This is a genomic window from Enterococcus sp. GPZ-007 (assembly GCF_059374735.1).
On sequence record NZ_JCAFYN010000004.1, the window covers coordinates 1 to 26,237 of the forward strand.

Sequence of the window (26,237 nt, forward strand, 5' to 3'; positions counted from 1 at the left end):
AATCCAACATTGGTCGAATGTTGGATTCAAACTATTTGGCTATTCTATTTTCTTCTCACCGGCACCCAAATCTCCATATCCTCGCCTTGCGTATAAACCTCTAAATCTGGTCCACCGGAGCTCATCTCACCTGTCATATAACCCGTATTTAGTAAGTCGTACTCTTCTGATTCCGGTCCCCATTTGGTCACGATCTCGATCTGCGTCGTACCAGCGGTTTTGCCTGTGCAAGGAAAAACTGCCCAGGTATTGGCTGGGACTTCTACCTCTTCCATGCCTTCAGGAGTTGCGGCTGTCGTTGCTGCAGCGATGTAGTAGTCAAATTTCTTACTGTCCTCTGGATCAACATTATAGAAGCTGGCGCCGATTACGCCAAAGGGTTCACGATCGATCAAAGGTGCGACCTGTTCCTGTTTATTGCCTGAAATGAACTGATTCCAAAAAGCTTCGCAATCCTTCATCCCCTGCCGGTTGTCATTGGTCGAGCGCATCTTCACGCCTACTAATTTGAAGTTTTCCAATTCTACGATTCTGTATTCCATTTTTCATTCCTCCATTTATGTGTGTTTATCTTTGCTACACTCATAATTTATCATCTCAGGAGGCGGATTTTTGCAGCCTGTCATGTTTGCACAGGTTTCTCGTCATGTTTGCTCAAATAAATTGAAGGTCAGCTTGAAGGAATAATCATCGCTAGTATAATTCAGGCTGCCATGATAATTTTCAACGATTTGGCGAATTGATTTTAGTCCAAATCCGTGATTGGACTTATCTTGTTTTCGCGTAGACAAGGACGTGACTTTACCATCCGTACTGTTCTCGCAAGAGCCCACTAGTGAGTGATTAAAATAAACCAGCTTTAGCTGAACATATTTCCGCTGATCGTTCTGTTCACAGGCTTCTCGCGCATTGTCTAAAATATTCCCCACCAAAGAGGAAAGATCAGAATCGGAAAACTTCATTGTCTCGGGACATTTAATTTCAAACTCGCAGGTGATTCCTGCTGCCTTGATTTTTTGATAATGCAACCGTAGCAAAGCATTCAACCCACTATGCTGTGTAAAGGAAGGCAATTTATTTGAATCCAGTTGGCGGATTAATTGATTGACCTGCTGATTTGCCGCACCATCTTTATTCTCATCCAAGTATCCGGCGATCGAATACAACTGATTTTTCATATCATGCTTAATTTTGCGAATCTCTTGCTGGTGTTTCTCAACTTGCTGATAGTATTCCTCCAGCAGCTCATGGCGTTGCTCCTGCAATTGAAATTCCTGATTCTTTTTTGCCATATTGTCAGACATTTCAAAATTGAGATAAAACAATATCAGAAGCAAAATGAAACTGAGCATCAAAAAAAGATCTCTGGCGACAAAATGATTGGTTCCCATCACATTGATGATCAGTCCCCCGATCAAAAGACTACAAATGGCTGCGATCAATAATTGGATGATCGAAAAATTCCGTTGAATCGAAATATCCCGTTTTTTTCTGGCGGACCAGAAGGAAAAGATCAAAAGAAAATTGATCAGCATCGCGATCCGATTGCCGATTCCTCCTGCACTGATGAATTCCAGCAGGTTCTCCACAGGCAAAACCAGTCGAGCCAAGATCGCCAAGAGCCCTTCACTGATAATCGAGAAAACAATAAATAAAATGGCCACTAATCCGCGCTGATAGACTTTCCCCTTAAAGAAAAACTGTACACAGACCAGCAAAAGCAGCGTACTCAACGAGGTGAGAACCGGACGTAAATCGCCTGTACCTGATTCATTCGCCAAATTATTGATGAAATAGTAGGGAACACAGGTCAGGTAGATCAGAACAATGATGCCTCTTTTAGGAATCCGCGGCTTCACTGGGAAAAAGCTGGAAAATAATAAACACAAGCTTATTGAAGTCAAAACCGTGACCGGAATAAAATTTTCTAAAAAGGCCATACCCATCCCCCTTTTATCGAGATAAAACAAATTGCTGAAACTGTTCGTGAAAAGAAGCGTGAAACTTCTTACTGATTGGCAATTTTTCTCCACCCTTTAAATAGACAAAATTACTCTCCACCGTATTCAAGCTTTCCAAATTAATAATGATCGAATTATGAATCTGAGCAAAAAGAATTCCTTTGACCTGCTCCCGCGCATCCTTTAAAGTCCCATAATACTCGTAGGTTTCCCCATCAGTCGTATGCAGGAAAATCTTCCGTCCCGAGCTTTCAATGTAGCTGATCTGGTTCAGAAAGAAGGTATAGATTTTCTTTTGCGACACGAATTGGAAAACGCCCTTGCGCTTTTGTAAATAACGCACCGCCGAAGATAAAATGCTAACCGCTTTTTCGTTGTTAAAAGGCTTGACGATAAACTGGAAGGCCAAGACCTCAAAGGCTTCTGACATCAATTCCGCGTGGCTGGTCATAAATATGATCACCGCATTCGGGTCTGCTTCACGAATCTTCGCCGCCGTCGCTAGACCGTCAGTCCCCTCCATCTCAATATCTAATAAGTACATATGAAAATAGTTTGGCTTCTTAGTTAAGAAGTCTAATAAGCTATCTCCCGAAAAAAAGACTTCTGTATTGTATTTATTCGTTTCACCATGGAAAACTTGGTCAACTATTTTTTCGATTTGACCGCTCATCAAGCGATCATCATCACAGATTGCTATATTCATATCCAACTCCTTCTTGATACCGTTTTCTTTAGTATACCTGAGAATTCCTGTTGATAGCTTTCAAATTAAATAAAAAACTGCTGCAATTCATTTGCAACAGCTCTTTCCATATTCATTATGATTTCTTTCGATTAAACAGAAAATACATTCCAGCTAGTAAAACACAAGATGCTAACGAAACAATATGCCCGTTACTCAAGCCCCTCAGCAAGTGATGAATAAAATTATCCTCTACCAGCATTGTGCCTACTGTATAAGCGATCAGCAGAGCGCCGATCCAGATCAACCAAGAGAAGCGATCCATCAGCTTCAAGATGATTTGACTGCCGAAAATCACGATCGGAATACTGATGATCAGCCCTAGAACAGCTAGCATAAAATGACCATCAGCTACACCGGCGATCGCCAAAACATTGTCCAAGCTCATAACCAGATCGGCAATAATGATCGTCCGGATCGCTGATAACAGCGTGGTCTCACTTTTGACTTCGGCTTCTTCACCATTCGATTTCAACAGATCATAGGCAATGTAAAATAATAAGATAGCACCAACGATTTTCACGTATGGAACGGTCAATAATTCGACCGCGATCAGCATCAAAAGAATTCGCAAGATGACAGCGCCAGCTGTCCCGATCACAATCGCTTTATTTTGTGACGTAGCTGGCAGCTTCCTTGTTGCCAAGGCGATTACCACCGCATTGTCGCCGCTCAAAACTAGATTTAATACAATGATCGAAAGGATCTTCGATAGAATCTCAATACTCATTTAAACGTCTCCTCAACTCTTCAAAAATTCATCTTGTCTAAAATACCACCTTTTACTGAAAAAAGCATGAAAATGAATGATTTTGTTGGAGAAACGTCCCTTAGCGCAGCAGCGGCAGACTGCCGGTCAATTTATTGACTTGCTTCTTATTACCAAATAAGGTCAGCCCGAAATAATCGATCGCTGATTCCGGTACTTGGGTCATCTTCTCGATATACTCACCATATGTTTTACAACCTTGGGCGACATCAAAGAAATCAACGACTGTCAGTTTGTCAAAATTCGGTTCGTACAATCGTTCTCGCATACTTCTAAGAAACTCACGATTGCCTTTTAAGATCGGAATCGGAAATTCGATAATTCCCTGATGACGATAGCCTGTTTGGTCGATCACATCTTGTCCCACAACTTCAGGAAAGAGCTTTCCAATCGTCACACCCATGACGGCCGTACTGTTTGCGATGATTCCTTGAGGCATCGTCTCATCTACTACCATGACACACTTCAATTCATTTGCTGACATCTTACTCCTCATTTCCTTTCGCGAAAATACTGCGATATTGATTGGGGGTCAAGCCGATGAAGCGGCTAAAATAATTGGTGAAATGACTTTGATCATAAAAGCCGGTTCGATCAGCGGTTTCGATCAAGCTGCAGCCTTGTTCCAGCAATTCCTTCGCCTTGACGATCCGAAAGGTTTCCAGATAACGATAAGGGGTGATTCCTTTTTCCCTCGTGAATTGGCGGACCAGCGAGTGCTTATTTAGATGGACGATCTGACAAAGCTGATCCAAAGTAATTTTCTGATCATAATGCGCCTCCAGATATTCACAAATAACTGCTACTGGCTCTGGTGTAACGCTTGCCTCACTCTGGATTTCTTGTGTATAGTTTTGCAACAATTCCTCGATCAGCAAAATAAACAAGGTTTCCTTTTCTTCTTTGTCGCCTTCCTGCATGATCAGCTGATGCAGCTGGCGAAAATCCTCTGCCAGCTCCGTTTGTGCCTGCATCGGTGCTAGAAATTTTGGCAAATCCGTTCCTGTAAACGGCTGAAAAATGTCTTTTTTAAGATTCAAGCAATGATAGGTCAAGCGACTGCCATCGATCCCTTCACAGCTATGATTATCATAGGGATTAAAGGTCAGCAGGTCACCCGGCTCAAGCCTATACGATTGATTGTTCACGACCATCGTTCGCTGGCCTTCTTCGATCAACCCAACAACATAATAATCATGGAAATGATTAGGAAAGTTCTGCGACACTCCGGTAAAGGAATAGACTTCAATCCCTAAATCTTGGTCATAACAAATAGTTTTCTGATTCAACGTCTCGCCCCCCTTTCTTCCTGCTATTGTACCAAGGCAGCAGCAACAGTGCTTGGAAGATATTGACTTTCTAAAAACTTGTCGCGATTTATGGTATTATCGAAAGAAAGATTGCATTGGAGGCGGATACATATGAAGCATAAGGACCACTATGATGATCCATACATTTTAGACTTGTCAGAAAAATTGAAACAAGCGCAACCGGATTTCGACACAGACAAATTTTCTAAGGCATTAGTAGGTAAGTTGGATGACAAAGAGCTCTTCGCCCGCTTTGATTTTATCGTCGATGCGTTGGATGATTGTCTGACTGAAGACTATCAGGGGAATATCCAATCCTTCTATCAAATTCTTGGACCAGAATTAGATCAAGCTACAGGAATGTTCAGTTTTGGCTGGTGGTTGTGGCCGATTGGTCGTTACGTTGAACGACATGGCAATGAAGACTGGGAGATTTCGCTGGCCTTTCTAAAGGAATTGACCAAACGTTTTACTGGTGAATACGCGATCCGTCCTTTGTTGAAGGAGCATCCGCAGGAAGTGATGGATGAATTGATCCAATGGAGCAGAGAAGACAACATTCATGTGCGCCGACTCGCTTGCGAAGGGATTCGCATTCGGCTGCCGTGGTCGGAAAAAATTTATGTTGCTCTAGCTGAGTTTGAGCGTTATTCGCAGATTTTGACGAATCTGAAAGATGATCCCGAGAAATTCGTGCAAAAAAGTGTCGGGAATAATCTCAATGATCTCTACAAGGATGACCCGGAAAAAGCTGATTTATTGATCAGCGCATGGCGAAAGACGCCTTCGACCAAAGCGCAAGAGTGGATCATCAAACATGGACGCAGGAATCAGAAATAGCATAGTAAACTAGCCATCCGTGAAAACGGGTGGCTTTTTAACACCCTTATAAGTCGTTTGGTTTTAGAACCTTTGGACATCTTCGTATGCGAGTTCTGATTCAACAGAATCTTTGCGACATCATTTGAGCGAGGAAAACAAAAAGAAAAAAGGAAACGCCGAAGCATTTCCTTTCAGTGCTTTAATGAAAACAACACTATTTGACTTAGAGCCTGATTCTTCCAGTTCTATGTAGTCTTAGGTCATTCCTTCAGCGATAAAATCAGTCTTTCCGTGGGATAATTGACCTCCATAATTTGTTCATTCGGTACAAATCCCACATTCAATAGACGTTGGCGATGACCGATATCAAGCTTATCCGCTGCTCTGAAGGTGGTTGTAGACAGGAAGCGAGGCGCTTTTTCGCGAACGAGTGTCGTTAGTAAATTTTTCTCGATCTCTAGATTCCAACAGGAAGGCAAGGCTGTCAGGTTTTCAATTCTTTTCCTTTTTTGGTCAAACAGAAGAAGACCGACGATTCGCCCTTTTGCCCAATCAAGATAGCAATTTCCTTCACTAATAAATAGACGCAGCGATCGAAGATACTCCTCTTTTTCCAAATAAGGGAGAGCCCCTCGCATCAGCTGAACAAAATGCAAGATCGCCAGCTGATCCTCTAAGCGTCCCTGACGAATATGCAGATCCCGCTGCTCAGCCCAGACTAAATAATCCGCTACTACAAAGGGTTCTTCAATAAAAAATTTCTTATTCTGCAGCCGATAGCGTCTAGGCGTAAGCTTGAATAGTTCTTCAAAAGCCTTAGTGAAAGCTTGTTGACTCTGGTAGCCCGTTTGAACTGCCACTTCGATAATTCGTTGATCAGAATAAAGTAATACCTTGGCGGCTTCGTTTAATCGGCGACGCTTGATATAGTTATAAAGTGATTGATGAGTTGTCTCCTTAAACTCATGCAGCAAATAATACTTTGAATAATGAAGCTGCTTCGCCAGCTCGTCCAGCATGATTTTTTCCTGAAGATGTTCTTCAATGTAATCCGTGATGCTGGCAACCAACCGGGAATTGTTCATATTTCTCACTTCCTTTGGAGAAAATAGAGGGCGTGCATCGCGCGTGTTACAGCGACAAATAGTTGTTGTCTGCCTAACAGACCGGGATATGTTTTTTCATCCGCATCAACCACAATCACTGCATCGAACTCCAACCCCTTCGATTGAACCAATGGACAAATAGAAAGATTCTCCTGCAAGTTCGCTGACTCATCCGCCAATACCTCGCAAGTCATCCCCTGTGCTTCCAATAATTCCAGCCATTCATTCCCTCGCACCAAAGTCTTCGTAATCAAGGCGATTGTCGCTAAACCCTTTGCTCTTAACTCTTCTACTATCTCTATTATACTCGAAATTTCCTCCGCTTGAGAGTGCAAGATCCGTTCTTCTGGCTCCATCCCGTGGCGCAAGACCGGTTCGATCGTCTGATCATCAATGATTTTTTTCGCGTAGGAAATGATCTCATAAGTAGAGCGATAGCTTTTCGTGAGAAAGATCGATTGGGCTTTGGGATAGTAGTTTTGCACCTCGGCTAGACTCATTTCATTGATCGTCGTTAATGATTGGGTGAAATCCCCGATTAACAGCACCGGACAAGTGAACATTTTTTTGAAGACCTCAAATTGAATCGGTGTGTAATCCTGCATCTCATCAATGATTAAGTAGCGGATCTTCGAAAACTCATCCATCCCTTCAATAAATAAGCGAACATAAATGATTGGAAATAAATCCGAATAGCTCAATGCCTTTTTCGCAGAGAAGCCTTGTTCCGCCAAGAAATCATGATAAAGTCTAGTGCTGGTCGTATAGTTGAACATTTTTTTCAAACGATTGAATAGCTGTTTTCTAGTCGGTTTTCTTTTTGGCTGGAAAGGTCGAATTCGCAGATTTTCCAGAATATCTTCGGCAATCAACTGGAACCGCTGAAAGATCGGCTTCTTGTGATAGGCCTTATAGCGTTTCAAAATATATTCCCCGTCATATTCATAGTCGCCGATTGTGATCGGTTTTGGTGTAAATTTTTCTATTTCTCTTAGATACTCTTTCAAATCAGCCACACATTGTTTGCTTGAAAGGTAGCTGATTCGCTCGCTTAGCTGTGGCTGGTCAGCTAGATATAACGTTTCGATTTCCTGAAAACGGGTGGGAATGTTGGCTGTTCCTGAGAGCTTCTGGCCAAATTCATCGATCGTCCATTCCGTCACCGGTTCTTCCCCCAGTTCAGGCAGCACCTGTGCGATAAACATGCTGAAGGTGCGGTTGGGTGAAAGAATCATCACTTGATCAGAAGTAATGCGATTGCGAAAATGATAAAGTAAAAAAGCGATGCGATGCAAAGCGATCGATGTCTTTCCCGAGCCAGCAACTCCTTGGATGATCATATCCTTTGAACGGCTGTCGCGAATCACCTGATTCTGCTCCTTCTGGATCGTGCTGATGATGGTCGACATCTGACCACCTTTTTGCTGGCGCAGTTCATTTTGCAGGACCTCATCAAAAACAGTCGTATCAGATTCCACAACATAATCGATCGTACCGCCTTTAAATTTGATCTGGCGTTTTCGCTGGATCTCGCCAGTCGCAGTGCCTGCTGGAGTTTGAAATTGCGCTTCTCCCAGATCATAATCATAGAAAATACTGGCAATGGGCGCCCGCCAATCATAGATCAGCAAACCCTGTTCCTGCGTAGAAAAGGAGAAAGGCCCGACATAGATTTTCTCCGCAGTCGGTTCGCCATCATAGACAAAGTCCACTCGCGTAAAATAAGGATTCTTCTTTTGCTTTTCCAGTCGGATTAATTGCTTGCCGCTAACTGATTCCGCCAATTGCTGCTGATCCAGCAGCCGTGAATTGATAAACATCTCATGGGGATCAATCTCCCCCTTATAATCGACCAAATACTGATGAAATTGTTGCGTTTCCTTCGTAAAATGAATCATTTCCTGTTCCAGACTGGACTCCTTCTGCTCGATTTCCTTGCGAATCACCTGCCACTCTCTTTGCTCTTCTGCTAAAACATCCATTATTCATCACCTCTCACAAACTTGGTCAAATAAGTATTATATATGAGAAGTGAAAACATTTTTTCATCAATGTTGCGGTCATTTTTCAAAAAGACGAGGGTTATCCCCAAAAAAATATGCAGGAAAGGGAAGCCTTCCTGCACATTTTATATTCTATAAAGAAGCTAACCATCTAAATCTTACATAGCTAAACTTTTTCATTTTGAAATGAAGAGTACCAAATCCTTCTATTCTTCCACACGTTTATCCATGATCGTCTTCAATGTTTTTTCTCTAATTTCTAAACTCTTTGAAGCATGGTGTTCATTTTCATAAATATCAATGATCAATCCAGAGATATACATTTGACTCATTCGACCAGGTACTGGTGAGCTGAAAAACTCATCATAGGAGCTCTGGATGACTACGTCGCTAAATTTCGCTATTGGTGAAAGTAAATAATTTGTTATTCCTACCACCGTTACCTTGTTCTCTTTAGCAATATTAATGGTCTCAAGTAAGTTTGCCGTTCTGCCGGACAATGAAAATACGATAAGCAAATCATCTTCAGTCATTACGTTTGCAGCATTTATTTGGAAATCTGAGTCTAATAAAGCCGTTGACTGTACACCGTTTCTTAATAATAATTTTTCCAAATCTGTAGCCGCTAATCCACTCTGGCCTTTGCCTAAGATATAGATATGACGTTTTTCTTCAATCAGACCTACTACTTTTCTATAGTCATTCTCATCGATAAGATCATGCGTCCGATCCAGCGTCTCTTTGATTTTATTCAGCAACGAAGTATTGTTAAAATTGTCTTGCTCAACACGTACATTATTTTTGGCAATGGCAATTTTCAACTCAGTAAATCCAGAAAAACCTGCCTTTTTACACAATCGATTAATTGTGGCATCGCCAACACTTAGTAACTGTTTTAAATCACTAATCGTATTGTGAACGACCTTATCCTTGTTAGAAACGATATAGTCAGCAACTTTTCGTTCCGATTTGGTTAATTGATCATACGTATTACTTATCATGTCTATCGCATTCATTGTATTCTTTCCTTTAATGTTAATCGTTCAATCAACTATTCAACGTTTGATTTAAATTCATCATACCATCTTTTCCCACTGTAATCATATCATTAAAATCAACGTTTTCTGACCTTAATTGGCTGTATTCTAGAATTAATGGTAAGTTCATGCCAGCTATAATCTGAATCCGACCCTTATACTCGGTCTCGCCTAACAATCTTGCTGCTATATTAGCTGGTGTACCAAAAGCCAAATCACAAAAGATAACCACCCCATCCCCTGTATCAAGCTGTTCAATTCTATCAGACAATTTATCACGAAAATCTGAAATGTCCTGTCCTGCAGATAATGTCACTGTATCCAGCTGTTCAATCTTTCCCAAGAACAACTCCAACGTATCGCGCATTCCTTCTGCTAAGTTTCCATGACTGATGATTAAAATCCCCTTCATACTAATCTTTTCCTTTCCCTGTTAGACGATTCCAAAGAATGATAAAGCAACCGAAACAATTATCGTACCGAAGATTACTTTAGAAATGCTGACTTTTTTCTTACCGATTAGGTAGTAGAACAAGAACAGGACTAAGATTGAGAATAATCCTGGGATCAAATTATCAAAATTATCTTGGATCTTCATTTTGGTTTCTCCAAAAGTTACAGCCAACGGTGTAACTAACGTAACCATAGATGCCGTCAAAGCACCCATCATCATCATCCCTAAAATATTCGCGCCTTCCAATACATCAGTCATTAATCTGGAGGACAAAACGTCTTTGATTGCCTCCCGCCCCTTAATATAGGTTAGATTAGTTGTAAAAACCAATTCACACATTAAAATGAAGTTTCCTAAAAACAACATCAATAAGCCAAAGTATGATCCGCCGGCAGCTAGTGTACTCGCTGCTAATATACAGAGTGTCTGAAGCGTGCCGGCACTGAATGAATCACCAAAAGCAGCAACTGGTCCCATCAGTCCTGTTTTGATACCAATGATCGCTTCATCCGAGATGGTCCCTTCATTAGCTTTCTCTTCTTCCATGGCAAGTACAGTTCCTAGAATCAATCCGCCTGCTGTACAGTTCGTATTATATAATTCTAAATGTCGTTTTAAAGCCAGTTTCAGATCTTCGGTAGAGTCATATAATTTTTCTAATACAGGCATTAAAGAATAAGTAAAGGAGATGGATTGCATTCTTTCATAGTTTAAAGAGATTTCCGTAGAAAAATACCATCTGAAGATCGTTTTATTGATATCTGAACGCGTTAGTTTTTTTTCAGTTTTTTCCATTTTTTTACCCTCCCATCGACTCAGAAAGCTGTTTGCGATTCAATACAGTAATAAAGGCGATTGAAATTGCAATGATCCCTGTAACTAAAGAGTTCATTCCCAATACTGAGACACAGATAAAACCAATAATGATGTACGGGATCAGCCTAGGTTTCCCAATAGAATTGATGATCAAGGCAAAACCAACAGCAGGTAAAATACCGCCGGCAACTTCTAAACCGTGCATGATCCATTCAGGAACGATCTTTAAAAGATTCAGCATAACATCCTGTCCAAATAATACGACAATAAATACTGGTAAAAACAATAGTAAGAAGGATGTTGCGACAGGATACCAAATAGCTGTTCGGGCAATTCCCTTAGTATCAACTTTTTCAGCGTATTCATCTGCCTTATGCACCAACGGAACATTAATGATTTTACGCAAATTCAATAATTGGGCACCTAAGAGCCCTAATGGAACAGCAAAGGCAATCGCCTGCTCTACCGATAAGCCTGTATTTAAAGCAATCGGGATCATCGTTGCCGCTGCCATCCCTTGGTCCGTCGGCAAATTCCCGCCCGGTGCAATGATTCCAGCAAATACTGCGGCAATTCCGCCGCCAATCATTAAACCCGACATCACATCTCCATAAATCAAGCCAGAAATGATCCCGATAAAAATAGGATTTCCAATAAAAAATAGAGCAAAGTATCCACCAATCATTCCCCGACTCAGCCAATATACCAACGCCATAGCAACAGCCATTACTACACTATTATCCATTGTAATTCCTCCCGCCTATTTGATTTTATTCGTGATGTTCTCTAGAGATAGTTTTTCATTTTCAGGGATCGGTTGAATATAAACATTTAACCCCTTTGCCTGCATAGCTTTTAATCCATCAAATTCTTCTCTAGTCAAGGCCACCCCCGAAGTGATGAAATGGCTGTCTTTTCCCGTTTGTACAGCACCGATATTTAATTCAGCTAACGCCACCCCATTGTCCAATGCCTGTTGAGCGTTTTTAATATTTTTAAAAATGAGCATCACATCATCATTTTTCTTATTTAACGTCTCTTCCAGCTCTGCCAAAGAGACGATCTCCACCTCGTTTCCCGGTGCTGCCATTTTATAGATATCACACATAAAATCGTCATTTTTCAATTCGTCGTCTGCTACAATGATTCGATTGACTGGGTGATATTTGATCCATCTGGCAACAACCTGACCATGGATCAATCTGTAGTCCACTCTGACAATTCTTTGCTTTGCCATATTCGTTCCCTCCCATTTTTTGATTTATAATTTCACTCGATCTCCGATTCTTAAGCTTTCATGAATGGCATCTGTAACTTTAGCTGCCTGTAAACCGTCATATACATCTGCGACAAACTCTGAACCATCGATCAGACTGTCCACGAAGCTGTTGATTGGATCAGCACCAAAGCCGACTACTTTATTATTGAAATCATTGAAGAAGAAAACATTCGGTGTATGAGTTTTCTCATTGTCGGCCATTTCCACTCCACGATCTTGATTGTTGATTCTGATATACTTTTCTGAGGTCAAAACAGCGGTACGGCTATCATTTACTTTGGCGAATCCGGAAGGCAGAATCCAAGAATTTTCCAGCGTCCAAGTGCAACCGTTTTCAAAAGTGATAATAGATTGAACACTGTCATAGGTCTCCACTCCTAAGCTAGGCAAAAGCTTCTTCGACCCCACAGAATAGACTTCGGTCACTTCACAGTTCATATACCAACGCATCAAATCGACACAATGTACACCTAGAAAATCGATCGGATCGGAAGCATTTCCCCATTTAAACCATTTTGTCGGAACATCGATCGTATCATCCATATTCATATACCCTCGAATAGGGTAACCATTTTCTGATTCTTTTAGCTGATTGTAGGTATAAATAGCCGCTGGGTCCCATCTTTTATGAAAGTCAACCGCCACTCTGACATCATTCTTCTCAGCAGCATCTAAAATCGCTTGGCAATCCTTAACCGTGGTCGCTAACGGCTTCTCAATCAATACATCCAATCCATGATTGATACATTCAATAGCAGGCTCAACATGTAAATGATCTGGCGTAGCAATAGAAACCGCATTCAATTTTTCATTCGCCAACATTTCTTTTACGGTGCTGTAAGTATTAACTTGATATTTTTCTTTCACCTCTTTTCTAATTTCAGCACTAAAATCACAGACCGATGCTAACTCAACAAAGGGATTCTGTTTGTAGACATCCACATGATGGATCCCATAGATCCCAGCACCAACAACCGCAACTCTCAATTTTTCCATAAAAATTATCCTCCATTATTTTCATTTTAGGATATTTTATCCGTAAATTTAGTTTATCAGATTTTTTATCCATGTCAATAGAATTATGAGGATAAAATTAAATTGTTTACTCAAAATTCACATCTTTTTTCAGCGAATGATTGTTACATACATTAAAACACGATAAAAAATCGGAACACTATTCTTGTTGAAAGGTACATACCAATCAATAAGAATGACATTCCGATGTTTTTTTATTTGATGAACAATACTTGAACTAAACGATACTATTAAAATACTTAGAACTTGCTAAAAAACAAAAAAGAGGACAGCGATATTCTTTTTAGCACTCATTTCTCTCGTTTTTTTAAACTTTGTTTATCTTATTTTGCCCTTTTTAGTTAATCAATTGAACTACATATTTCGTTGCACTCACGCCTTTTTTTAATTCATCCAAAACGCTTGGGATTGATGATAATTCTGTTCCCATTACTTGGACTTTAGGTGCCGGAACGAATTGTTTTGTACTGAGTGCCTCTGGCAGATACTCTTTGAAGATCGCAGTTCCCACCTCGGTATTTCGTATATCACTGCCCCAGATAGAAGAAAGTTGAACATTGCGTGTATTTTTGAACAGTGATCCTAATTTAGTTAATAACGCTGGTTGTGCACAGGCAATTTTCGTTTCAGTCTTAGACCCTTTAAGGATTTTTAAAGCAGACTGAAGAGAATTTTGAACAATAGCGAATATTCCGCTTAAAGGAGCATCACTAAGGCAAACAGCAATTTTTTCTTCTACATTTGCCTCGTGATAGTCAAACACAAATTCAGCTCCAAGTGATTTAACGTAAGCAAAATTCTTTGTAGAAGCAGTTGTTATTACACGATAGCCAGCGGCAGCGGCTAACTGAATCGCGTTACTGCCAACCGCCGAGGAACCTCCTAAAATGACAACAAATTGATCCTTTTTAACTGGAGCAACTTTTGGAAGGCTTAAACAAAGATGTTTTCTTTCAAATAAACCTGTAGCTGCGGTTGACAACGCGATGGGCAACCCCGCAGCGGCTGAATAGTCGATAAATGCGGGAATAGGCGCAGTCATTTTTTCGTTTAATAGGCAATAATTTTGAAAGGCCCCTTCTTTTGAAGAATTTACTTCTTTCTCGGTCCCTAAAGCAAGTCCTACAACACGATCGCCCACCTTGAACGTTGTTACCTCATCTCCAACTTCGACAACTTCGCCTGAAACATCTCCGCCGACGATTGCTGGATAATTCAACCAAGGCATGATCAGTCTACGCTGTATTCCTTGAAGAGCATCAACAACGTTCATTCCTAGAGCATGAACCTTCACAGTCATTTGTTTACTTCCTGGATGTGGATATTCTGCTTTAGCAACCTCAAATTTTGCAGAGGCACTCTTCAACCATAAGGCTTCGTTCATGATTGAATCCTTTGAATAATTACTCATCTTCATTCTCCTTCATTGAATTGATAGCAGTAAGTACCTGCTCCATATTCTTGATTAGTGACGAGGCATTTTCTTCGCCCATTTGCTTAATAATCTTTTTAATAGCCAATTGAATAGTTTTTACTACCTCTTTCGCGTGAGCTTCTCCCTTATCCGTAAGTACCACTCGAACTTTTCTACGATCTTCTAAATCTAGTTTTCTGGCTATTTCATCGCTTTTTTCTAATTCATTTAGAAAAGTTGTGATTCGGGCAGGTGGCAAATTGCAGGCTTTACTAATCTCACTGGGCAGCACCTCTCCTTCTGTGTATTGAGATAAATAAACGAGTACAAGTGCTCTTCCTTCAGAATATTTTCTCAATTCTTTGACCGCTTCCGTATTTTTTATTGCTATGTACGTTGAGTAAAATTCATTTACTAATTCGTCCATTCTCTACTTCCTCCTAATCAATAGTCATTTACTTCTCTATATAATTATATAACGAAATTATTCTATTGCAAAATAGTTTTATTTTATAATTAAATTTTAAAACGCTAAATGATCGAGAAAAATATGACTATCTTTGATTGAACAAAAAACGAGACATTACTACTCGTCTCGTTCTCGTGAATCTGATTATTTTGGCTGCTACGATTTGTCGGAATTATTTTAGTCCTTTTACAAACCGCTCGGTGATTTCTTTTGGTCGTGTGATCGCACCACCAACAACGATCCCGCATACCCCCATATCCTGAATCTTCTTTGCCTGTTCGGGTGTGTGAATATTTCCTTCAGCAATCACTGGTAGTCCTTCATTAACTAACTGTTCCATCAATTCGTAATCAGGTCCGTGATCGGTTCGACCAACGGTTTCTGCTGTGTATCCGCTTAGTGTTGTCCCAACAAAATCAACGCCTGCTTCAAAAGCATTCTTTCCTTCTTCAAAAGTAGCAATGTCTGCCATCAATAATTGATCAGGATATTTCTCCTTGATCTGGTGAATGAATTGATTAATCGTTAGTCCATCATGGCGTTCACGCAAGGTACAATCTAGCGCGATGACCTCTACTCCAGTCGCTGCTAATGCATCCACTTCTTGCATAGAGGCAGTGATGAATGGCTCTTCTGGCGGATATTGTTTCTTGATCAAGCCGATCAGCGGTAGATCCACCAGAGCTTTGATTTCTTTGATATCTCGGACAGAATTCGCGCGGATCGCCACCGCGCCGCCTTCCTTTGCGGCCAACGCTAATAGTGGCATGACGCCGCCTTTTTCAGTATATAAAGGTTCTCCAGGCAAGGCCTGACAAGAAACGATCAAGCCACCTTTGATTTTTGCTAGAAATTCCTCTTTCGTCATTTACTTCTCTCCATTCACTAAATAAGGATAATCAAAGGGTAACATGGCGAAAATTATCTGTATAGACAAAAAAGTTCTTGTCTCAGAAATCCTCAGACAAGAACTTGACAAACTATTTTTCCTTCGTTACTAAACTCTGCTTCAGCTGCGTAACCTTTTCTGTATATGACCCAGCCTTATCATTGAAAAGTGCAGAAGTACCAACAACATAAAGATTTGCTCCGATTTTACTAATAGCAGCGGTCGTTTCCCGATTGATATTGCCATCTACTTCAATCAATGGCTTCACATTTTTTCCTTCAAGCTGACTATTCAGTCGTTCGAGCTTTTCTAAAACCGGCCATTGAAACCTTTGTCCAGCAAACCCGGGATTGACTGTCATCACAAGAATCAGCTCCAAAGAATCTAAATAAGGAAATATCTTTTCGATCGGCGTCTCGGGATTGATGGCAATCCCCGCCTTTATTCCCTTGCCGTGAATCTTCTTCAGCAATGCCTCAGGTTCTTCGGTCGTCTCAATATGAAAGGTCAGATAATCGGGCTGCAATGGTGCAAACATCTCGATATATTTTTCTGGATCAACACAAGCTAAATGAATATCAGTAGTGAATTGTTTCGTCTGAATGATCGGTTCCAAGACGTAGGGAGCCATCGCCAGATTATTGACATACACCCCATCCATCACATCACAGTGCAGCCAATCAATCCCAGCTACCTGCAAATCCAGCAGTTCCTGTCCCAACGCAAGTTGATTCCCACACATAATCGAAGCTGCGATCTTTTCCATTTTTCCCCTCCATCAATACCTTCCCAAAAAGTGACTTCATTTTGCTTCAAAAATCCTAAGATACCCAAACCTCATTGACACCATTATTTTTTGATACGCCATCAGTCAATGCTAATCGTGAAGAATAGGAAACATATCCATAGTAAGTCTGCGTGCTGCCATCCTCCCACGTCACGATAATTTGCACATTCGGATTGATCAGCTTTGTATCCGGCATATCAACAGGATGTTGACGAGTTGTTTCATAGCTCAAGACTTCTCCGCTGGCTCCCATGATCGTTGCCTTGCCAACATTTGGTCCGCCACTGGTATTTTTCTGTGTCACTTTGCCGCTCGAGCTGATTGTTAACGTTTTTTGTTTCTGACTGGTTTGTGAATAATAAAATCGATAGGTTCCCGCCCACTTGGCATACTCACCGGTGAACACTTGCGCATCCTCAGCTTCATGTGAATCCTGACTGGCTTCACTTTCTTCTTTTAAACCTGCCTCATTCTGCTTGGTTAGCTCATCCACCTCAGCAGCGACTTCTGAAAACTCGCTCTTCTCCAAATCACTGGCAGAAATACGTCTTAACCTGAGATTTGATTTTTTATACTCACCATCGTTCGTCAATTCTCTGGCTTCAGCAATGAGCTCATCATATTTACTGGTATCAGCTGAACTAGAAGAAACGGTTTTCTCTGGTATAGGGCGCGCAATATTCGGGCGGCTGGCTACCGCGAGACCAATCCCAACGATTGCACCCAGCAATGCCAGACCCAAAATTGCAAAGGGCCATTTGGGAAAACTAGCTTTTGGGGTATCAGAAGAATTTTTTGATGAACGAGTTCCCTCTTTCAGTTTCGTTCCTTGAATTCGTTTGGGTGATACATCATTTTTGGCAAATTCAAATCCGCAATGTTCACAAAATAGGGACTTGTCGCTATTTTCTTTTCCGCATCTCGGACATCGTTTCACTTTCGAAACCGCTCCTTTCCATTCATTTGGAAGATTATTCGTTTTTCTTACGTTCATTTTATCATATCAGTAATTTGAAGGAATAAGATTGAGGCTCACTCCATCGACCCACTTCCTCAAAAAAGGCAAGGAAATCTGATCAATGATCACATTTTCTTGCCTTTGCTTGCTCTATTTCACTTTTGTCGCGGCTAAGCTAAAATCAGCGATCGCGGTTCTGGTTTTTAGAATATCTGAAACATCCTTTGTTAATACAACGATAGCAAAAGGATTGTCCTCAGTAAGAACCAGCCCGATATCATTCTCAACGTTTTGCTGCTCACCAGTGACATTTCCCGCAACGACATCCTTCGGTAGTTGCGCACGGATCTTCGTACGGATCACTTGTCCCTTCATCATTTCCAACATCGTTTTTTGCGGTTCTTTTTCGCGACCATCATAGATTTTTTTCAATAGCTTCATACAGTCATTTAAGGAAGTGTAGTTGTCTTTGTCGGTGCTTCGAACGTTGATATCCACCATTCGACGCTCGATGACAGTATCTGGATAGCCTTGATCCTTGAAATAGCCATTCATATTATCCATGCCGTAATGATCAATCAATACATTGGTGGCATTGATATCGTTTTGCTGGATCATCGGCGTCAGCCACTCATTCAGCTTCTTGTCTTGGATGACTTGCTCACTACCATCTTTTTGCGCTAAAGCATAGTCCATAATGAACAGCTCGATTACGTTGGCTGCGATCGTCCGTTCGGAATTATTGCTGGAAAAATCCTGTTTATCTTTAAAATAATGAACGCCATAATACACCTTGCCGGCACTTTTGGTCAGAGTACTCGCATTTAACTTAGGAGTAGTTTTCTTAGCTTTAGCTGTGGTCTTCTTCGTGGTTTCCTGCTTTTTACTTGAACTTGATTTGGTGGTTTTTTTCTTAGAAGACTCTGTTGTTTTCTTCGTTTCTTTTTTCTTTTCAGAACTCTTTTTAGTCGTCTTCTTTTCTGATTTTTTTGTGCTGCTAGCAGTCGGTTTCTCCTTTGAAGATGAGGAACTCTCCTTAGCAGTAACTGACTCTTTTGGTTTTTCCGTTGGATTATTTAAAATGCGCGTCACGCCAAAATACATGCCCCCTGTTAATAAGAGCGCCGCCAGACCGATCACAACATATTTGCCTTTAGATTTCTCGTTTGGATCCGTATGTTTACCCAAAATTTTCACCTTCTATCTTAGGTTTATTCTTTCACTTGATTGTTTCTCGAATGCAAAATTATTCTTCACTCATTAATAATTAGTTTATCACATTCTCTTAGTAAAATAATTAATTTCGATACGGAATATATAATTTATAAACATTAACAAGGTCTAATCGTTGTAAGTTTTAAGACAGTTAGCTTTGTTTTGAATGAACATCATAAATAGCGTGGAAATGCAAAAAAGATCTCGCCTTTCACTAGCAGAAAGACGAGATCTTCGTTTCGTTTATTTGTTTTTGATTTTTGGATCGAGATAATCGCGCAGTCCGTCACCCACAAAGTTGGCACCGATCGACATGGAGAAGATCGCGATACCTGGGAAGGTGGATATCCACCAATAGTTCATATTATTGACCCCATCGGAAACCATCGAGCCCCATTCCGGTGTTGGCGGTTGGGTACCCAGACCTAAGAAGCTTAGTCCTGAGAAGGTTACGATCGCATTCCCGATATCAAGAGTCGCCATTACTAGGAGTGAGCCTAACGCATTTGGGACGATCTCTTTGACCAAGATTCGCAAATGACTCGCGCCTAAAACCTTTGAAGCAACGATGTATTCATTTTCCTTCAAGGTGATCACGAGACTCCGCATCAGCCGTGCATAGTTGGGCCACCAGATGATCGTCATTGCCAATACCGAGTTGAAAATACTTGGTCCTAATGCAGCGGCGATCACCATCGCCAAAATCAGCGGTGGAAAAGCAGCGATCAATTCAGCAAAACGCATCATGATATCATCGATGATCCCGCCGACATAACCGGCGATTCCGCCATAGATTGTTCCGATGACGATCGTGATACAGACAGTTACCAGTCCAGCCGTGATCGACACCCGACTCCCCATCAACACACGAGAGAAAACGTCACGTCCCAATTCATCCGTTCCTAAAAAATGTCCGGTTGAACCAGGTGACAGAAAGCGTCCTGCCATGTCCTGTGCCAGCGGATTCTGCGGTACGATCAATGGAGCGAGTATGGCGATGATCACCCACAACGAACAGATCACGATTCCTAATTTAAATAAAAAGTTTTTTTGTTTTAGTAGTCGTTTCATTAGCTGTACCTCACTCTCGGATCGATGACCCCATATAGAATATCAATCAGAAGGTTCAGTATCACATTGACCATCGCGATCAATAATGAAACACCACAGATTGCCGGAAAATCCAGCGTTGTTGCCGAGAGATAGGCGTATTGCCCGATTCCCGGCCACGAGAAGATTTTTTCAACAAAGACCATTCCGCCCAGCAAATTGCTAAAGCCCATTCCCATAACGGTAATTACAGGAATCAGCGCGTTGCCTAACGCATGGCGCAGGACGATCTGGCGTTGGGATAACCCCTTGGCTTTTGCTGTTCGAATATAATCTAGTGAAGAGACTTCCAATAGATTCGAGCGAGTTTGCCGCGAGATCAGTCCCATGGTAAAGAATCCAAGGACGATCGCTGGCAAAATCAAATGGGAGAGGGCATCATTTAACAATGTCCAGTTGCCGCTCACCAAAGCATCCCAGACATAAAATCCGGTCCCTCCAGTCGGCGCCGAGATCCGTGAACTGACTCGACCGCCTCCCGGAAACAGCTGCCATTTGGAATAAAACAGTAGTAGCATAACTAATGCGAACCAGAAGTTCGGGATCGAGACCCCGCTGATCGAGATAGTACGGACTAGATAATCAAACGGCTTGTTGCGATAGACCGCAGAGATGATTCCGAAAGTGATCCCGAACAAAACGGCAATCAGCATCGCCATGATGGATAGTTCCAAAGTCGCCGGGAAAAACTGTTTCAAATCACTGAGAACAGGATTACCAGTGCGAATCGAAGTCCCTAAGTCCCCCCGCAACAAATTGCTTAGATAGATAAAATATTGTTCCATTAGCGGCTTGTCCAATCCCCAGCGCGCTTTGTAAGCCGCGACTGCCGCAGGATCGCTCATCGCATTTGGACTCATATTCGACGCGATTGGATCACTGGGAACGAGATGTGAGATCATGAATACTAAAAACGTCACCCCAATGATCAAAAAGCAGACAAATAGTAAGCGCCGTAATAAAAATCTAGCCATATTCCTCATACACTTTTGCCCCTTGCCCTTTGGTTAGTTGATACTTACATCTTGGAAATTGATCTTTTGCACTTCGTAGTAGTTAATTCCTTTCAAGTTATCACGATAAGCCAATACTTTCGGATGCTGAACTAAGAATGCATATGGCATATCATTTGCCAGTAATTTTTGTAATTCTTCTGATGCTGCCACTCGTTTTTCTTCATCAGATTCTGTTTGGATCGTTTTCTTCAATTCTGCGATCTTCGTATTCGAAGTATCTGTCCAATTCGCACGCTCACCTACTGTGTCGCCTGGTAAGAACACTAATTGATTGTTGATCTCCATATAATCTGGATGCCAATGCATCAGCAAGAAGGCTTCTTTCCCTTCACGATAAGAATCGATGACGACGCCGATCTCAGAGGTTTCGATCTTGGCATTGATTCCGATTTTTTCTAAATCGTCCTTGATCTTTTGACCTAGCGTTGTCCAAGACATCCCCTCTGTATCAAAATTCGCCACGGTGAATTTCACTTCAAAGCCGTCCTTGTAGCCAGCTTCTTCCATCAATTTCTTCGCTTCATCAATATCTTGATAATCTTTTTCTTTTTCTAACGCTCCGGTAAATCCTTTAGGTACGATATCTAATGGTAATACCGCTTTATCACCAGAGATTTCCAATAACTCTTTATAGTTGATCGCTTTACGAACAGCTTCCTGAACCTTCGGATTGGCCATTGGTCCGCCGATTTTTTCATCTTGGTTCATCAATAGGAAGGTCGTTGTTGAGCCGACATAGTTCTTGATCTTCACGCCTTCTTGATCCTTCAATTGAGAAACGTTGTCCACACCAATGCCTAAAGCGATATCGATGTCACCTTGTTTCAACATTTGGATCTGGGTGTTCACGTCTGGGATTTCCTTACAGATGACTTTGTCGTTCTTCACTTCGCCCCAGTAGTTTTTGTTCTTCGTCAAACTAAGCTCTTCGTTTTGTTTCCATTTGTCCAAAACATACGCGCCTGAACCAGCAGAATTTGAGTTCAACCATTTTTCAGCCGTGTCTTTAGAAGATGCGTCTTCTGCATCAGTACCGCCATGTTCTTTGACCACTTCTGAATCAACGATGGCAAACGAGTTATTGGCTAATTTCACTAAGAAAGCTGCATCAGGTTCTTTCAGCGTAAACTTCACAGTGTAATCATCGGGTGTTTCAATACTTTCCACATTTTCCGTGTGATGTGTCGTATTACTCTTCAGATTTTTGGTCCGCATCACACTAAATTTCACGTCTTTTGACGTCAATTCATTTCCGCTTGAGAACTTCACGCCTTCCTTGATCTTGAAGGTATGAACCTTTTGTGAATCATCTAATTCGTGAGATTCCGCTAATGAAGGCTCTGGAGTCGATGATTCATAAGTCCGATACAAATAATCATACATCGCGTAATACACCATGTTTCCGTATACTTCATACCCATGGTGAGGATCCAAAGTTTTCAAGTCAGATGCCATCCCGACTACCAACGTCTTGTCGCCATCTCCACTGCCGCCACCATCGTTTGACCCATCTGTGCTGCCGCCACCGCCGCCACAACCAGCGAGAGTCAACATTAACAGACAAATGACGCTCCACAACATCTTGCTTTTTTTCATACCTTGTACTCCTCCTTGTTTTTATTCCTCTTTATTACATAAATGACAAGCCACAAAGTGATTGTCCTTTACTTCCGTCAGTTCAGGAACCTCTGTCTTGCATTTATCCATGACAAATGGACAGCGTGTATGGAACTTGCAGCCCTTTGGCGGATTCGCTGGACTTGGTACATCCCCGGTCAACACGATTCGATCTGTCTTTTCCTTATCAATAGTTGGTGCCGCTGAAATCAAGGCCTTCGTATAAGGATGCAGCGTATCGCCGTACAAAGCATCGCGATCTGCCAACTCCACGATGTTTCCCAAGTACATCACGGCGATCCGATCGCACAGGTGATAAACAACGCCTAAATCATGGGAAATGAAGAAATACGTCAGGTCCATTTGTTTTTGCAGCTCAACCAGCAGATTGATAACCTGCGCTTGGATTGACACATCCAATGCCGAAACAGGTTCATCACAGATGATAATATCCGGCTTCAACGCCAACGCGCGGGCGATCCCGATACGCTGCTTTTGCCCCCCTGACATTTCATGAGGATAGCGATGCTTATAATCAGGCGCTAAACCTACCATTGTCAATAAACGATCGATCTCAGCTTCAATCTCTGCTTTAGTCATATCCTTCTTATGGTGAATCTGGAAAGGCTCTGCCAAAATACCGCTGATTTTATTTCGAGGATTCAAGCAGGCGGATGGATCTTGGAAAACGAGTTGGACTTTCGTACCAAAAGCCTTCTTTTCCTGGCGATTCTTGAAGGCGCTGACATCTTGTCCATCAATAATGATCGTCCCATCCGTGATGGCGCCAAGGTTCAGCATGGTTTTTCCTAACGTACTTTTCCCGCAGCCGCTTTCGCCTACAATGCCAAACGTCTCACCCTTTTTCACCGTTAATGAGACATCATCGACCGCCTTCAGCGTGCCTTTTTTCCCAGTACTGTCGCGGATCTCAAAATATTGTTTGACATGCTCCATCTGAATAATTGGTTCTTGCGTCATCATTTACGTCGTCACCTCGGTCTCTTCTTCCGTCGAATACTTGAAACAACGAACCTTGCGTCCATTTTCAATCGTTGTGATCGCGGGGCGTTTTTCCTTGCAGATATCCATCGCATAAGGACAGCGTGGGTGGAAGCTGCAGCCCTTTGGCATTTCACTTAATTGAGGAACCACACCTTCAATGCTGCTGAGTTTCCCTTTTTGATCATTGATATTTGGAATCGCGGCGATCAAGCCTTCCGTGTAAGGATGCTTCGGATTGTCTAGTATTTCACGAATCAATCCCTGCTCCACTACTTTTCCGGTATACATCACGATCACTCGGTCGCAGACTTCAGACACAACCCCCAGATCGTGAGTGATCATAATGATCCCCATTTTCAAGCGGTCTCTCAATTCCTTCAAAACCTCTAAAATTTGCGCCTGGATCGTTACATCCAGTGCGGTCGTCGGCTCATCAGCAATCAATAGCTGCGAATCACAGGCCAAAGCCATAGCGATCATCACCCGTTGCCGCATTCCACCCGACATTTGGTGTGGATATTCATTGAAACGCTGCTCAGGTGCTGGGATTCCTACAAGCTTTAACAGCTCAATCGCCTTTTCCTTCGCATCCGCTTTTGAGATATCGGTATGAATCAGCATCGATTCGATGATCTGCTTGCCGCATTTATGAAGCGGATTCAAAGAAGTCATCGGCTCTTGAAAGATCATCGCTAAATGATGTCCGCGATACTGTCGCTTCTCCTTTTCCTTCATGGCAATCAGATCTTTGCCTTTAAACAAAGCTCTACCAGTGACCGTACTTGTCGCTTCATCTAACAACCCCATGATGCTCAAAGAAGTCACACTCTTCCCGCTGCCACTTTCCCCAACGATCCCTAATGTTTCGTTTTCATTTAATAGAAGATCTAAATTATTTACGGCAGTCACTTCTCCGTTATAGGTGCGAAATTTAACGGTGAGTTCTTCGACCCGCAGCAGTTCTTTCTCCATAAAATAATTAACTCCCTACTTTTTTATTTTTAAAATAAGGTTAAAAAATAACTGTAGACTCTCATAATTAAATCTGTCAGCATTTGTGTATTTATTCAGAATTTTCGAAAAATATTTTATTTTTTGATTATACCAGTTGCCAAAAGATTGTCAATATAAAGTTTTATCCACTTTTTTTAGAAATCCCACAACGACAACTTTAATCACTAATAACCCAAAAATGTTAGTTTTATTATTAGATTATCCTGAGTGTGTCTAATATTAAAAAACTGTATTTTATTATCACTCATTTTTCGTTCAAAATAATCCTCTGGAAATAACAAAACAAGAGCCTCAGACAGTTTCTTTTAAAAACTGTCAAAGACTCTTGAATGAATGATTTAGTTGACTGTTACATTAATTTCTCAAAGCGGCTTTCGATGACGCCTAAATGCAGCTGATCGAAATCTCTAAAGGATTGACACGGTGCTGCTTCTTTGTCGCAATCTTCTGCAATGTAGATCGGTTTGAAGCCCAGCGTTTTGGCTTCATCTAGTTGTTCCAAAGAGTTCGAGATGAAATTGACCTTCTGATGTGTCAGCTCCACCTGCAGAAAATCGACTAGCCCATGAGGAACCGTTCCAGCTTTTTCGCCATTGATCGAAAAATCTAAATAATCGGCCAAATGGTGGTCCAACAACACTTGATTCATCATTGCTTGATCGTAGAAAACCATGCCGATCTGTTGCTTGCGACTCTTCAGATAGTCTAGCAATTGATGGACTTTCGATTGATCTTCTTCCCGTAAAAAAATACTCTCACTTGAAAACACAAACGTTTCAATCATTCCGCTTCCTCCTACTCATTTATTTTGTGCATAATTTCACTAACAGCACGAAAATTTTTTGTTGCTTCTATTCTTTTAAACTTACCAAGATAAAAGAGATTCTTATCCTCCAAGTTGTCTCTTAACTTACAACATTTTTGAAGCGCTGTCAAATGATTGTGCAAGATTTAATAATTCCTCTGACGTCAATTCACCCTCTCTTTATCATTCTCTATAATAAAAAAATCAATTTCTACGTATGTTATCTATAGAAGAGCTTTTCCCGCCCATGCTATAATAAAAGCGAGAAAAGCCTTTCAATGTACTGTCTGAAAGGCGTGATACGATGGAAAAATACTTGCCGACGAACGATTTATTATTAAGGAAAATCGATTTCTATTCGCTAAAGGAGGAAGAACAGACGATGATTATGAATATTAACAAAACTGAAGCCATTCGAAACGCTGAGCTCTCCACCGCGAGAGAAGAAGGGATTGAAGAAGGGCTTTTAAAAGAAAAAAGGACCATTGCAGGAAAAATGTTGATGGCAAACCTTCCTTTTGAACAAATCGCAGAGTTCACTGGTTTGAGTCTTGACGAGATCAAAAGCCTGCAAGATAAGCACCATTAATCTCTACTATTA

At 41.4% G+C, this 26,237-nt stretch carries 28 protein-coding genes; 2 read left to right on the forward strand and 26 right to left on the reverse strand.

The window, feature by feature from the left end:
• Positions 1 to 44: 44 nt before the first annotated feature.
• From AC4J95_RS03670 to AC4J95_RS03695, 6 genes are all read right to left on the reverse strand, one after another.
• Positions 45 to 542, reverse strand: a complete 498-nt coding sequence (locus tag AC4J95_RS03670; RefSeq protein ID WP_494548641.1) for a GyrI-like domain-containing protein — start codon at positions 540 to 542, stop codon at positions 45 to 47.
• Positions 543 to 644: 102 nt separating this feature from the next.
• Entirely contained in the window at positions 645 to 1,940 is a 1,296-nt protein-coding gene (locus tag AC4J95_RS03675; protein ID WP_494548642.1) for a GHKL domain-containing protein, read from the reverse strand.
• Between the two features lie 13 nt (positions 1,941 to 1,953).
• The gene (locus tag AC4J95_RS03680; RefSeq protein WP_494548643.1) at positions 1,954 to 2,667 is read right to left on the reverse strand and encodes a LytR/AlgR family response regulator transcription factor; all 714 of its coding nucleotides are present in this window, start codon (positions 2,665 to 2,667) and stop codon (positions 1,954 to 1,956) included.
• 115 nt (positions 2,668 to 2,782) lie between these two features.
• Entirely contained in the window at positions 2,783 to 3,436 is a 654-nt protein-coding gene (locus AC4J95_RS03685) for a TerC family protein (protein ID WP_494548644.1), read from the reverse strand.
• A gap of 100 nt (positions 3,437 to 3,536) precedes the next feature.
• Complete coding sequence (locus tag AC4J95_RS03690) at positions 3,537 to 3,959, reverse strand: DUF2000 domain-containing protein (RefSeq protein WP_316401145.1); 423 nt, start codon at positions 3,957 to 3,959, stop codon at positions 3,537 to 3,539.
• 1 nt (position 3,960) lies between these two features.
• Entirely contained in the window at positions 3,961 to 4,764 is an 804-nt protein-coding gene (locus AC4J95_RS03695; protein ID WP_494548645.1) for an AraC family ligand binding domain-containing protein, read from the reverse strand.
• Positions 4,765 to 4,896: 132 nt separating this feature from the next.
• On the opposite strand from AC4J95_RS03695, the gene AC4J95_RS03700 reads away from it, so the two are divergent.
• Positions 4,897 to 5,625, forward strand: coding sequence for a DNA alkylation repair protein (locus tag AC4J95_RS03700; protein ID WP_494548646.1), 729 nt, complete (start codon positions 4,897 to 4,899; stop codon positions 5,623 to 5,625).
• A gap of 242 nt (positions 5,626 to 5,867) precedes the next feature.
• Here AC4J95_RS03700 and AC4J95_RS03705 read toward each other — a convergent pair whose 3' ends face one another.
• From AC4J95_RS03705 to AC4J95_RS03800, 20 genes are all read right to left on the reverse strand, one after another.
• Entirely contained in the window at positions 5,868 to 6,692 is an 825-nt protein-coding gene (locus AC4J95_RS03705) for a helix-turn-helix domain-containing protein (protein WP_494548647.1), read from the reverse strand.
• Between the two features lie 5 nt (positions 6,693 to 6,697).
• A complete protein-coding gene (locus AC4J95_RS03710; protein ID WP_494548648.1) occupies positions 6,698 to 8,695 on the reverse strand; it encodes a HelD family protein in 1,998 nt (665 codons plus the stop codon).
• Between the two features lie 227 nt (positions 8,696 to 8,922).
• Positions 8,923 to 9,732 carry a MurR/RpiR family transcriptional regulator gene (locus tag AC4J95_RS03715; RefSeq protein ID WP_494548649.1) on the reverse strand — a complete coding sequence of 270 codons (810 nt, stop codon included), beginning with the start codon at positions 9,730 to 9,732 and terminating at the stop codon, positions 8,923 to 8,925.
• A gap of 31 nt (positions 9,733 to 9,763) precedes the next feature.
• The gene (locus tag AC4J95_RS03720) at positions 9,764 to 10,165 is read right to left on the reverse strand and encodes a PTS sugar transporter subunit IIA (protein ID WP_494548650.1); all 402 of its coding nucleotides are present in this window, start codon (positions 10,163 to 10,165) and stop codon (positions 9,764 to 9,766) included.
• Between the two features lie 21 nt (positions 10,166 to 10,186).
• Positions 10,187 to 11,002 (reverse strand): PTS system mannose/fructose/sorbose family transporter subunit IID, encoded by an 816-nt coding sequence (locus AC4J95_RS03725; RefSeq protein ID WP_494548651.1) that lies wholly within the window; start codon positions 11,000 to 11,002, stop codon positions 10,187 to 10,189.
• A gap of 4 nt (positions 11,003 to 11,006) precedes the next feature.
• The gene (locus AC4J95_RS03730) at positions 11,007 to 11,768 is read right to left on the reverse strand and encodes a PTS mannose/fructose/sorbose/N-acetylgalactosamine transporter subunit IIC (protein ID WP_494548652.1); all 762 of its coding nucleotides are present in this window, start codon (positions 11,766 to 11,768) and stop codon (positions 11,007 to 11,009) included.
• A gap of 15 nt (positions 11,769 to 11,783) precedes the next feature.
• Positions 11,784 to 12,260, reverse strand: coding sequence for a PTS sugar transporter subunit IIB (locus tag AC4J95_RS03735; RefSeq protein ID WP_494548653.1), 477 nt, complete (start codon positions 12,258 to 12,260; stop codon positions 11,784 to 11,786).
• Positions 12,261 to 12,284: 24 nt separating this feature from the next.
• A complete protein-coding gene (locus AC4J95_RS03740; protein WP_494548654.1) occupies positions 12,285 to 13,298 on the reverse strand; it encodes a Gfo/Idh/MocA family protein in 1,014 nt (337 codons plus the stop codon).
• Positions 13,299 to 13,674: 376 nt separating this feature from the next.
• Positions 13,675 to 14,748: a zinc-binding alcohol dehydrogenase family protein gene (locus AC4J95_RS03745; protein ID WP_494548655.1), complete on the reverse strand. Its 1,074-nt coding sequence runs from the start codon at positions 14,746 to 14,748 to the stop codon at positions 13,675 to 13,677.
• On the reverse strand, positions 14,741 to 15,178 hold the full coding sequence (locus AC4J95_RS03750; RefSeq protein ID WP_494548656.1) for a MarR family winged helix-turn-helix transcriptional regulator: 438 nt from the start codon (positions 15,176 to 15,178) through the stop codon (positions 14,741 to 14,743). The genes AC4J95_RS03745 and AC4J95_RS03750 overlap by 8 nt, the downstream gene beginning before the upstream one ends.
• A 214-nt stretch (positions 15,179 to 15,392) precedes the next feature.
• Entirely contained in the window at positions 15,393 to 16,088 is a 696-nt protein-coding gene (locus AC4J95_RS03755) for an N-acetylmannosamine-6-phosphate 2-epimerase (RefSeq protein WP_494548657.1), read from the reverse strand.
• A gap of 112 nt (positions 16,089 to 16,200) precedes the next feature.
• Complete coding sequence (locus AC4J95_RS03760; protein ID WP_494548658.1) at positions 16,201 to 16,875, reverse strand: ribulose-phosphate 3-epimerase; 675 nt, start codon at positions 16,873 to 16,875, stop codon at positions 16,201 to 16,203.
• A 55-nt stretch (positions 16,876 to 16,930) separates the two neighbouring features.
• A complete protein-coding gene (locus AC4J95_RS03765) occupies positions 16,931 to 17,833 on the reverse strand; it encodes a zinc-ribbon domain-containing protein (RefSeq protein WP_494548659.1) in 903 nt (300 codons plus the stop codon).
• A gap of 171 nt (positions 17,834 to 18,004) precedes the next feature.
• On the reverse strand, positions 18,005 to 19,051 hold the full coding sequence (locus tag AC4J95_RS03770) for a serine hydrolase (protein WP_494548660.1): 1,047 nt from the start codon (positions 19,049 to 19,051) through the stop codon (positions 18,005 to 18,007).
• A 261-nt stretch (positions 19,052 to 19,312) separates the two neighbouring features.
• Positions 19,313 to 20,140 carry an ABC transporter permease gene (locus AC4J95_RS03775; protein WP_494548661.1) on the reverse strand — a complete coding sequence of 276 codons (828 nt, stop codon included), beginning with the start codon at positions 20,138 to 20,140 and terminating at the stop codon, positions 19,313 to 19,315.
• Positions 20,140 to 21,162: an ABC transporter permease gene (locus AC4J95_RS03780; protein ID WP_494548662.1), complete on the reverse strand. Its 1,023-nt coding sequence runs from the start codon at positions 21,160 to 21,162 to the stop codon at positions 20,140 to 20,142. The genes AC4J95_RS03775 and AC4J95_RS03780 overlap by 1 nt, the downstream gene beginning before the upstream one ends.
• A gap of 24 nt (positions 21,163 to 21,186) precedes the next feature.
• Positions 21,187 to 22,791 (reverse strand): ABC transporter substrate-binding protein, encoded by a 1,605-nt coding sequence (locus tag AC4J95_RS03785; protein WP_494548663.1) that lies wholly within the window; start codon positions 22,789 to 22,791, stop codon positions 21,187 to 21,189.
• Between the two features lie 21 nt (positions 22,792 to 22,812).
• On the reverse strand, positions 22,813 to 23,796 hold the full coding sequence (locus AC4J95_RS03790; RefSeq protein ID WP_494548664.1) for an ABC transporter ATP-binding protein: 984 nt from the start codon (positions 23,794 to 23,796) through the stop codon (positions 22,813 to 22,815).
• Positions 23,797 to 24,789 carry an ABC transporter ATP-binding protein gene (locus AC4J95_RS03795; protein WP_494548665.1) on the reverse strand — a complete coding sequence of 331 codons (993 nt, stop codon included), beginning with the start codon at positions 24,787 to 24,789 and terminating at the stop codon, positions 23,797 to 23,799.
• A 391-nt stretch (positions 24,790 to 25,180) separates the two neighbouring features.
• Positions 25,181 to 25,615 carry a hypothetical protein gene (locus tag AC4J95_RS03800; protein ID WP_316401169.1) on the reverse strand — a complete coding sequence of 145 codons (435 nt, stop codon included), beginning with the start codon at positions 25,613 to 25,615 and terminating at the stop codon, positions 25,181 to 25,183.
• A gap of 403 nt (positions 25,616 to 26,018) precedes the next feature.
• Here AC4J95_RS03800 and AC4J95_RS03805 point away from each other — a divergent pair, with 403 nt between their 5' ends.
• Entirely contained in the window at positions 26,019 to 26,225 is a 207-nt protein-coding gene (locus tag AC4J95_RS03805; RefSeq protein ID WP_494548666.1) for a hypothetical protein, read from the forward strand.
• Positions 26,226 to 26,237: the final 12 nt, after the last annotated feature.

Excerpts from the sequence above, each read along its gene's own strand:
- AC4J95_RS03780 (WP_494548662.1), bottom strand. The coding sequence starts at position 21,162 with ATGAGGAATATGGCTAGATTTTTATTACGGCGCTTACTATTTGTCTGC.
- AC4J95_RS03785 (WP_494548663.1), bottom strand. The coding sequence starts at position 22,791 with ATGAAAAAAAGCAAGATGTTGTGGAGCGTCATTTGTCTGTTAATGTTG.
- AC4J95_RS03710 (WP_494548648.1), bottom strand. The coding sequence starts at position 8,695 with ATGGATGTTTTAGCAGAAGAGCAAAGAGAGTGGCAGGTGATTCGCAAG.
- AC4J95_RS03670 (WP_494548641.1), bottom strand. The coding sequence starts at position 542 with ATGGAATACAGAATCGTAGAATTGGAAAACTTCAAATTAGTAGGCGTG.
- AC4J95_RS03725 (WP_494548651.1), bottom strand. The coding sequence starts at position 11,002 with ATGGAAAAAACTGAAAAAAAACTAACGCGTTCAGATATCAATAAAACG.
- AC4J95_RS03745 (WP_494548655.1), bottom strand. The coding sequence starts at position 14,748 with ATGAGTAATTATTCAAAGGATTCAATCATGAACGAAGCCTTATGGTTG.
- AC4J95_RS03805 (WP_494548666.1), top strand. The coding sequence starts at position 26,019 with ATGATTATGAATATTAACAAAACTGAAGCCATTCGAAACGCTGAGCTC.
- AC4J95_RS03750 (WP_494548656.1), bottom strand. The coding sequence starts at position 15,178 with ATGGACGAATTAGTAAATGAATTTTACTCAACGTACATAGCAATAAAA.
- AC4J95_RS03790 (WP_494548664.1), bottom strand. The coding sequence starts at position 23,796 with ATGATGACGCAAGAACCAATTATTCAGATGGAGCATGTCAAACAATAT.
- AC4J95_RS03680 (WP_494548643.1), bottom strand. The coding sequence starts at position 2,667 with ATGAATATAGCAATCTGTGATGATGATCGCTTGATGAGCGGTCAAATC.
- AC4J95_RS03755 (WP_494548657.1), bottom strand. The coding sequence starts at position 16,088 with ATGACGAAAGAGGAATTTCTAGCAAAAATCAAAGGTGGCTTGATCGTT.
- AC4J95_RS03795 (WP_494548665.1), bottom strand. The coding sequence starts at position 24,789 with ATGGAGAAAGAACTGCTGCGGGTCGAAGAACTCACCGTTAAATTTCGC.
- AC4J95_RS03705 (WP_494548647.1), bottom strand. The coding sequence starts at position 6,692 with ATGAACAATTCCCGGTTGGTTGCCAGCATCACGGATTACATTGAAGAA.
- AC4J95_RS03700 (WP_494548646.1), top strand. The coding sequence starts at position 4,897 with ATGAAGCATAAGGACCACTATGATGATCCATACATTTTAGACTTGTCA.
- AC4J95_RS03800 (WP_316401169.1), bottom strand. The coding sequence starts at position 25,615 with ATGATTGAAACGTTTGTGTTTTCAAGTGAGAGTATTTTTTTACGGGAA.
- AC4J95_RS03690 (WP_316401145.1), bottom strand. The coding sequence starts at position 3,959 with ATGTCAGCAAATGAATTGAAGTGTGTCATGGTAGTAGATGAGACGATG.
- AC4J95_RS03685 (WP_494548644.1), bottom strand. The coding sequence starts at position 3,436 with ATGAGTATTGAGATTCTATCGAAGATCCTTTCGATCATTGTATTAAAT.
- AC4J95_RS03735 (WP_494548653.1), bottom strand. The coding sequence starts at position 12,260 with ATGGCAAAGCAAAGAATTGTCAGAGTGGACTACAGATTGATCCATGGT.
- AC4J95_RS03730 (WP_494548652.1), bottom strand. The coding sequence starts at position 11,768 with ATGGATAATAGTGTAGTAATGGCTGTTGCTATGGCGTTGGTATATTGG.
- AC4J95_RS03715 (WP_494548649.1), bottom strand. The coding sequence starts at position 9,732 with ATGAATGCGATAGACATGATAAGTAATACGTATGATCAATTAACCAAA.
- AC4J95_RS03740 (WP_494548654.1), bottom strand. The coding sequence starts at position 13,298 with ATGGAAAAATTGAGAGTTGCGGTTGTTGGTGCTGGGATCTATGGGATC.
- AC4J95_RS03675 (WP_494548642.1), bottom strand. The coding sequence starts at position 1,940 with ATGGCCTTTTTAGAAAATTTTATTCCGGTCACGGTTTTGACTTCAATA.
- AC4J95_RS03720 (WP_494548650.1), bottom strand. The coding sequence starts at position 10,165 with ATGAAGGGGATTTTAATCATCAGTCATGGAAACTTAGCAGAAGGAATG.
- AC4J95_RS03760 (WP_494548658.1), bottom strand. The coding sequence starts at position 16,875 with ATGGAAAAGATCGCAGCTTCGATTATGTGTGGGAATCAACTTGCGTTG.
- AC4J95_RS03775 (WP_494548661.1), bottom strand. The coding sequence starts at position 20,140 with ATGAAACGACTACTAAAACAAAAAAACTTTTTATTTAAATTAGGAATC.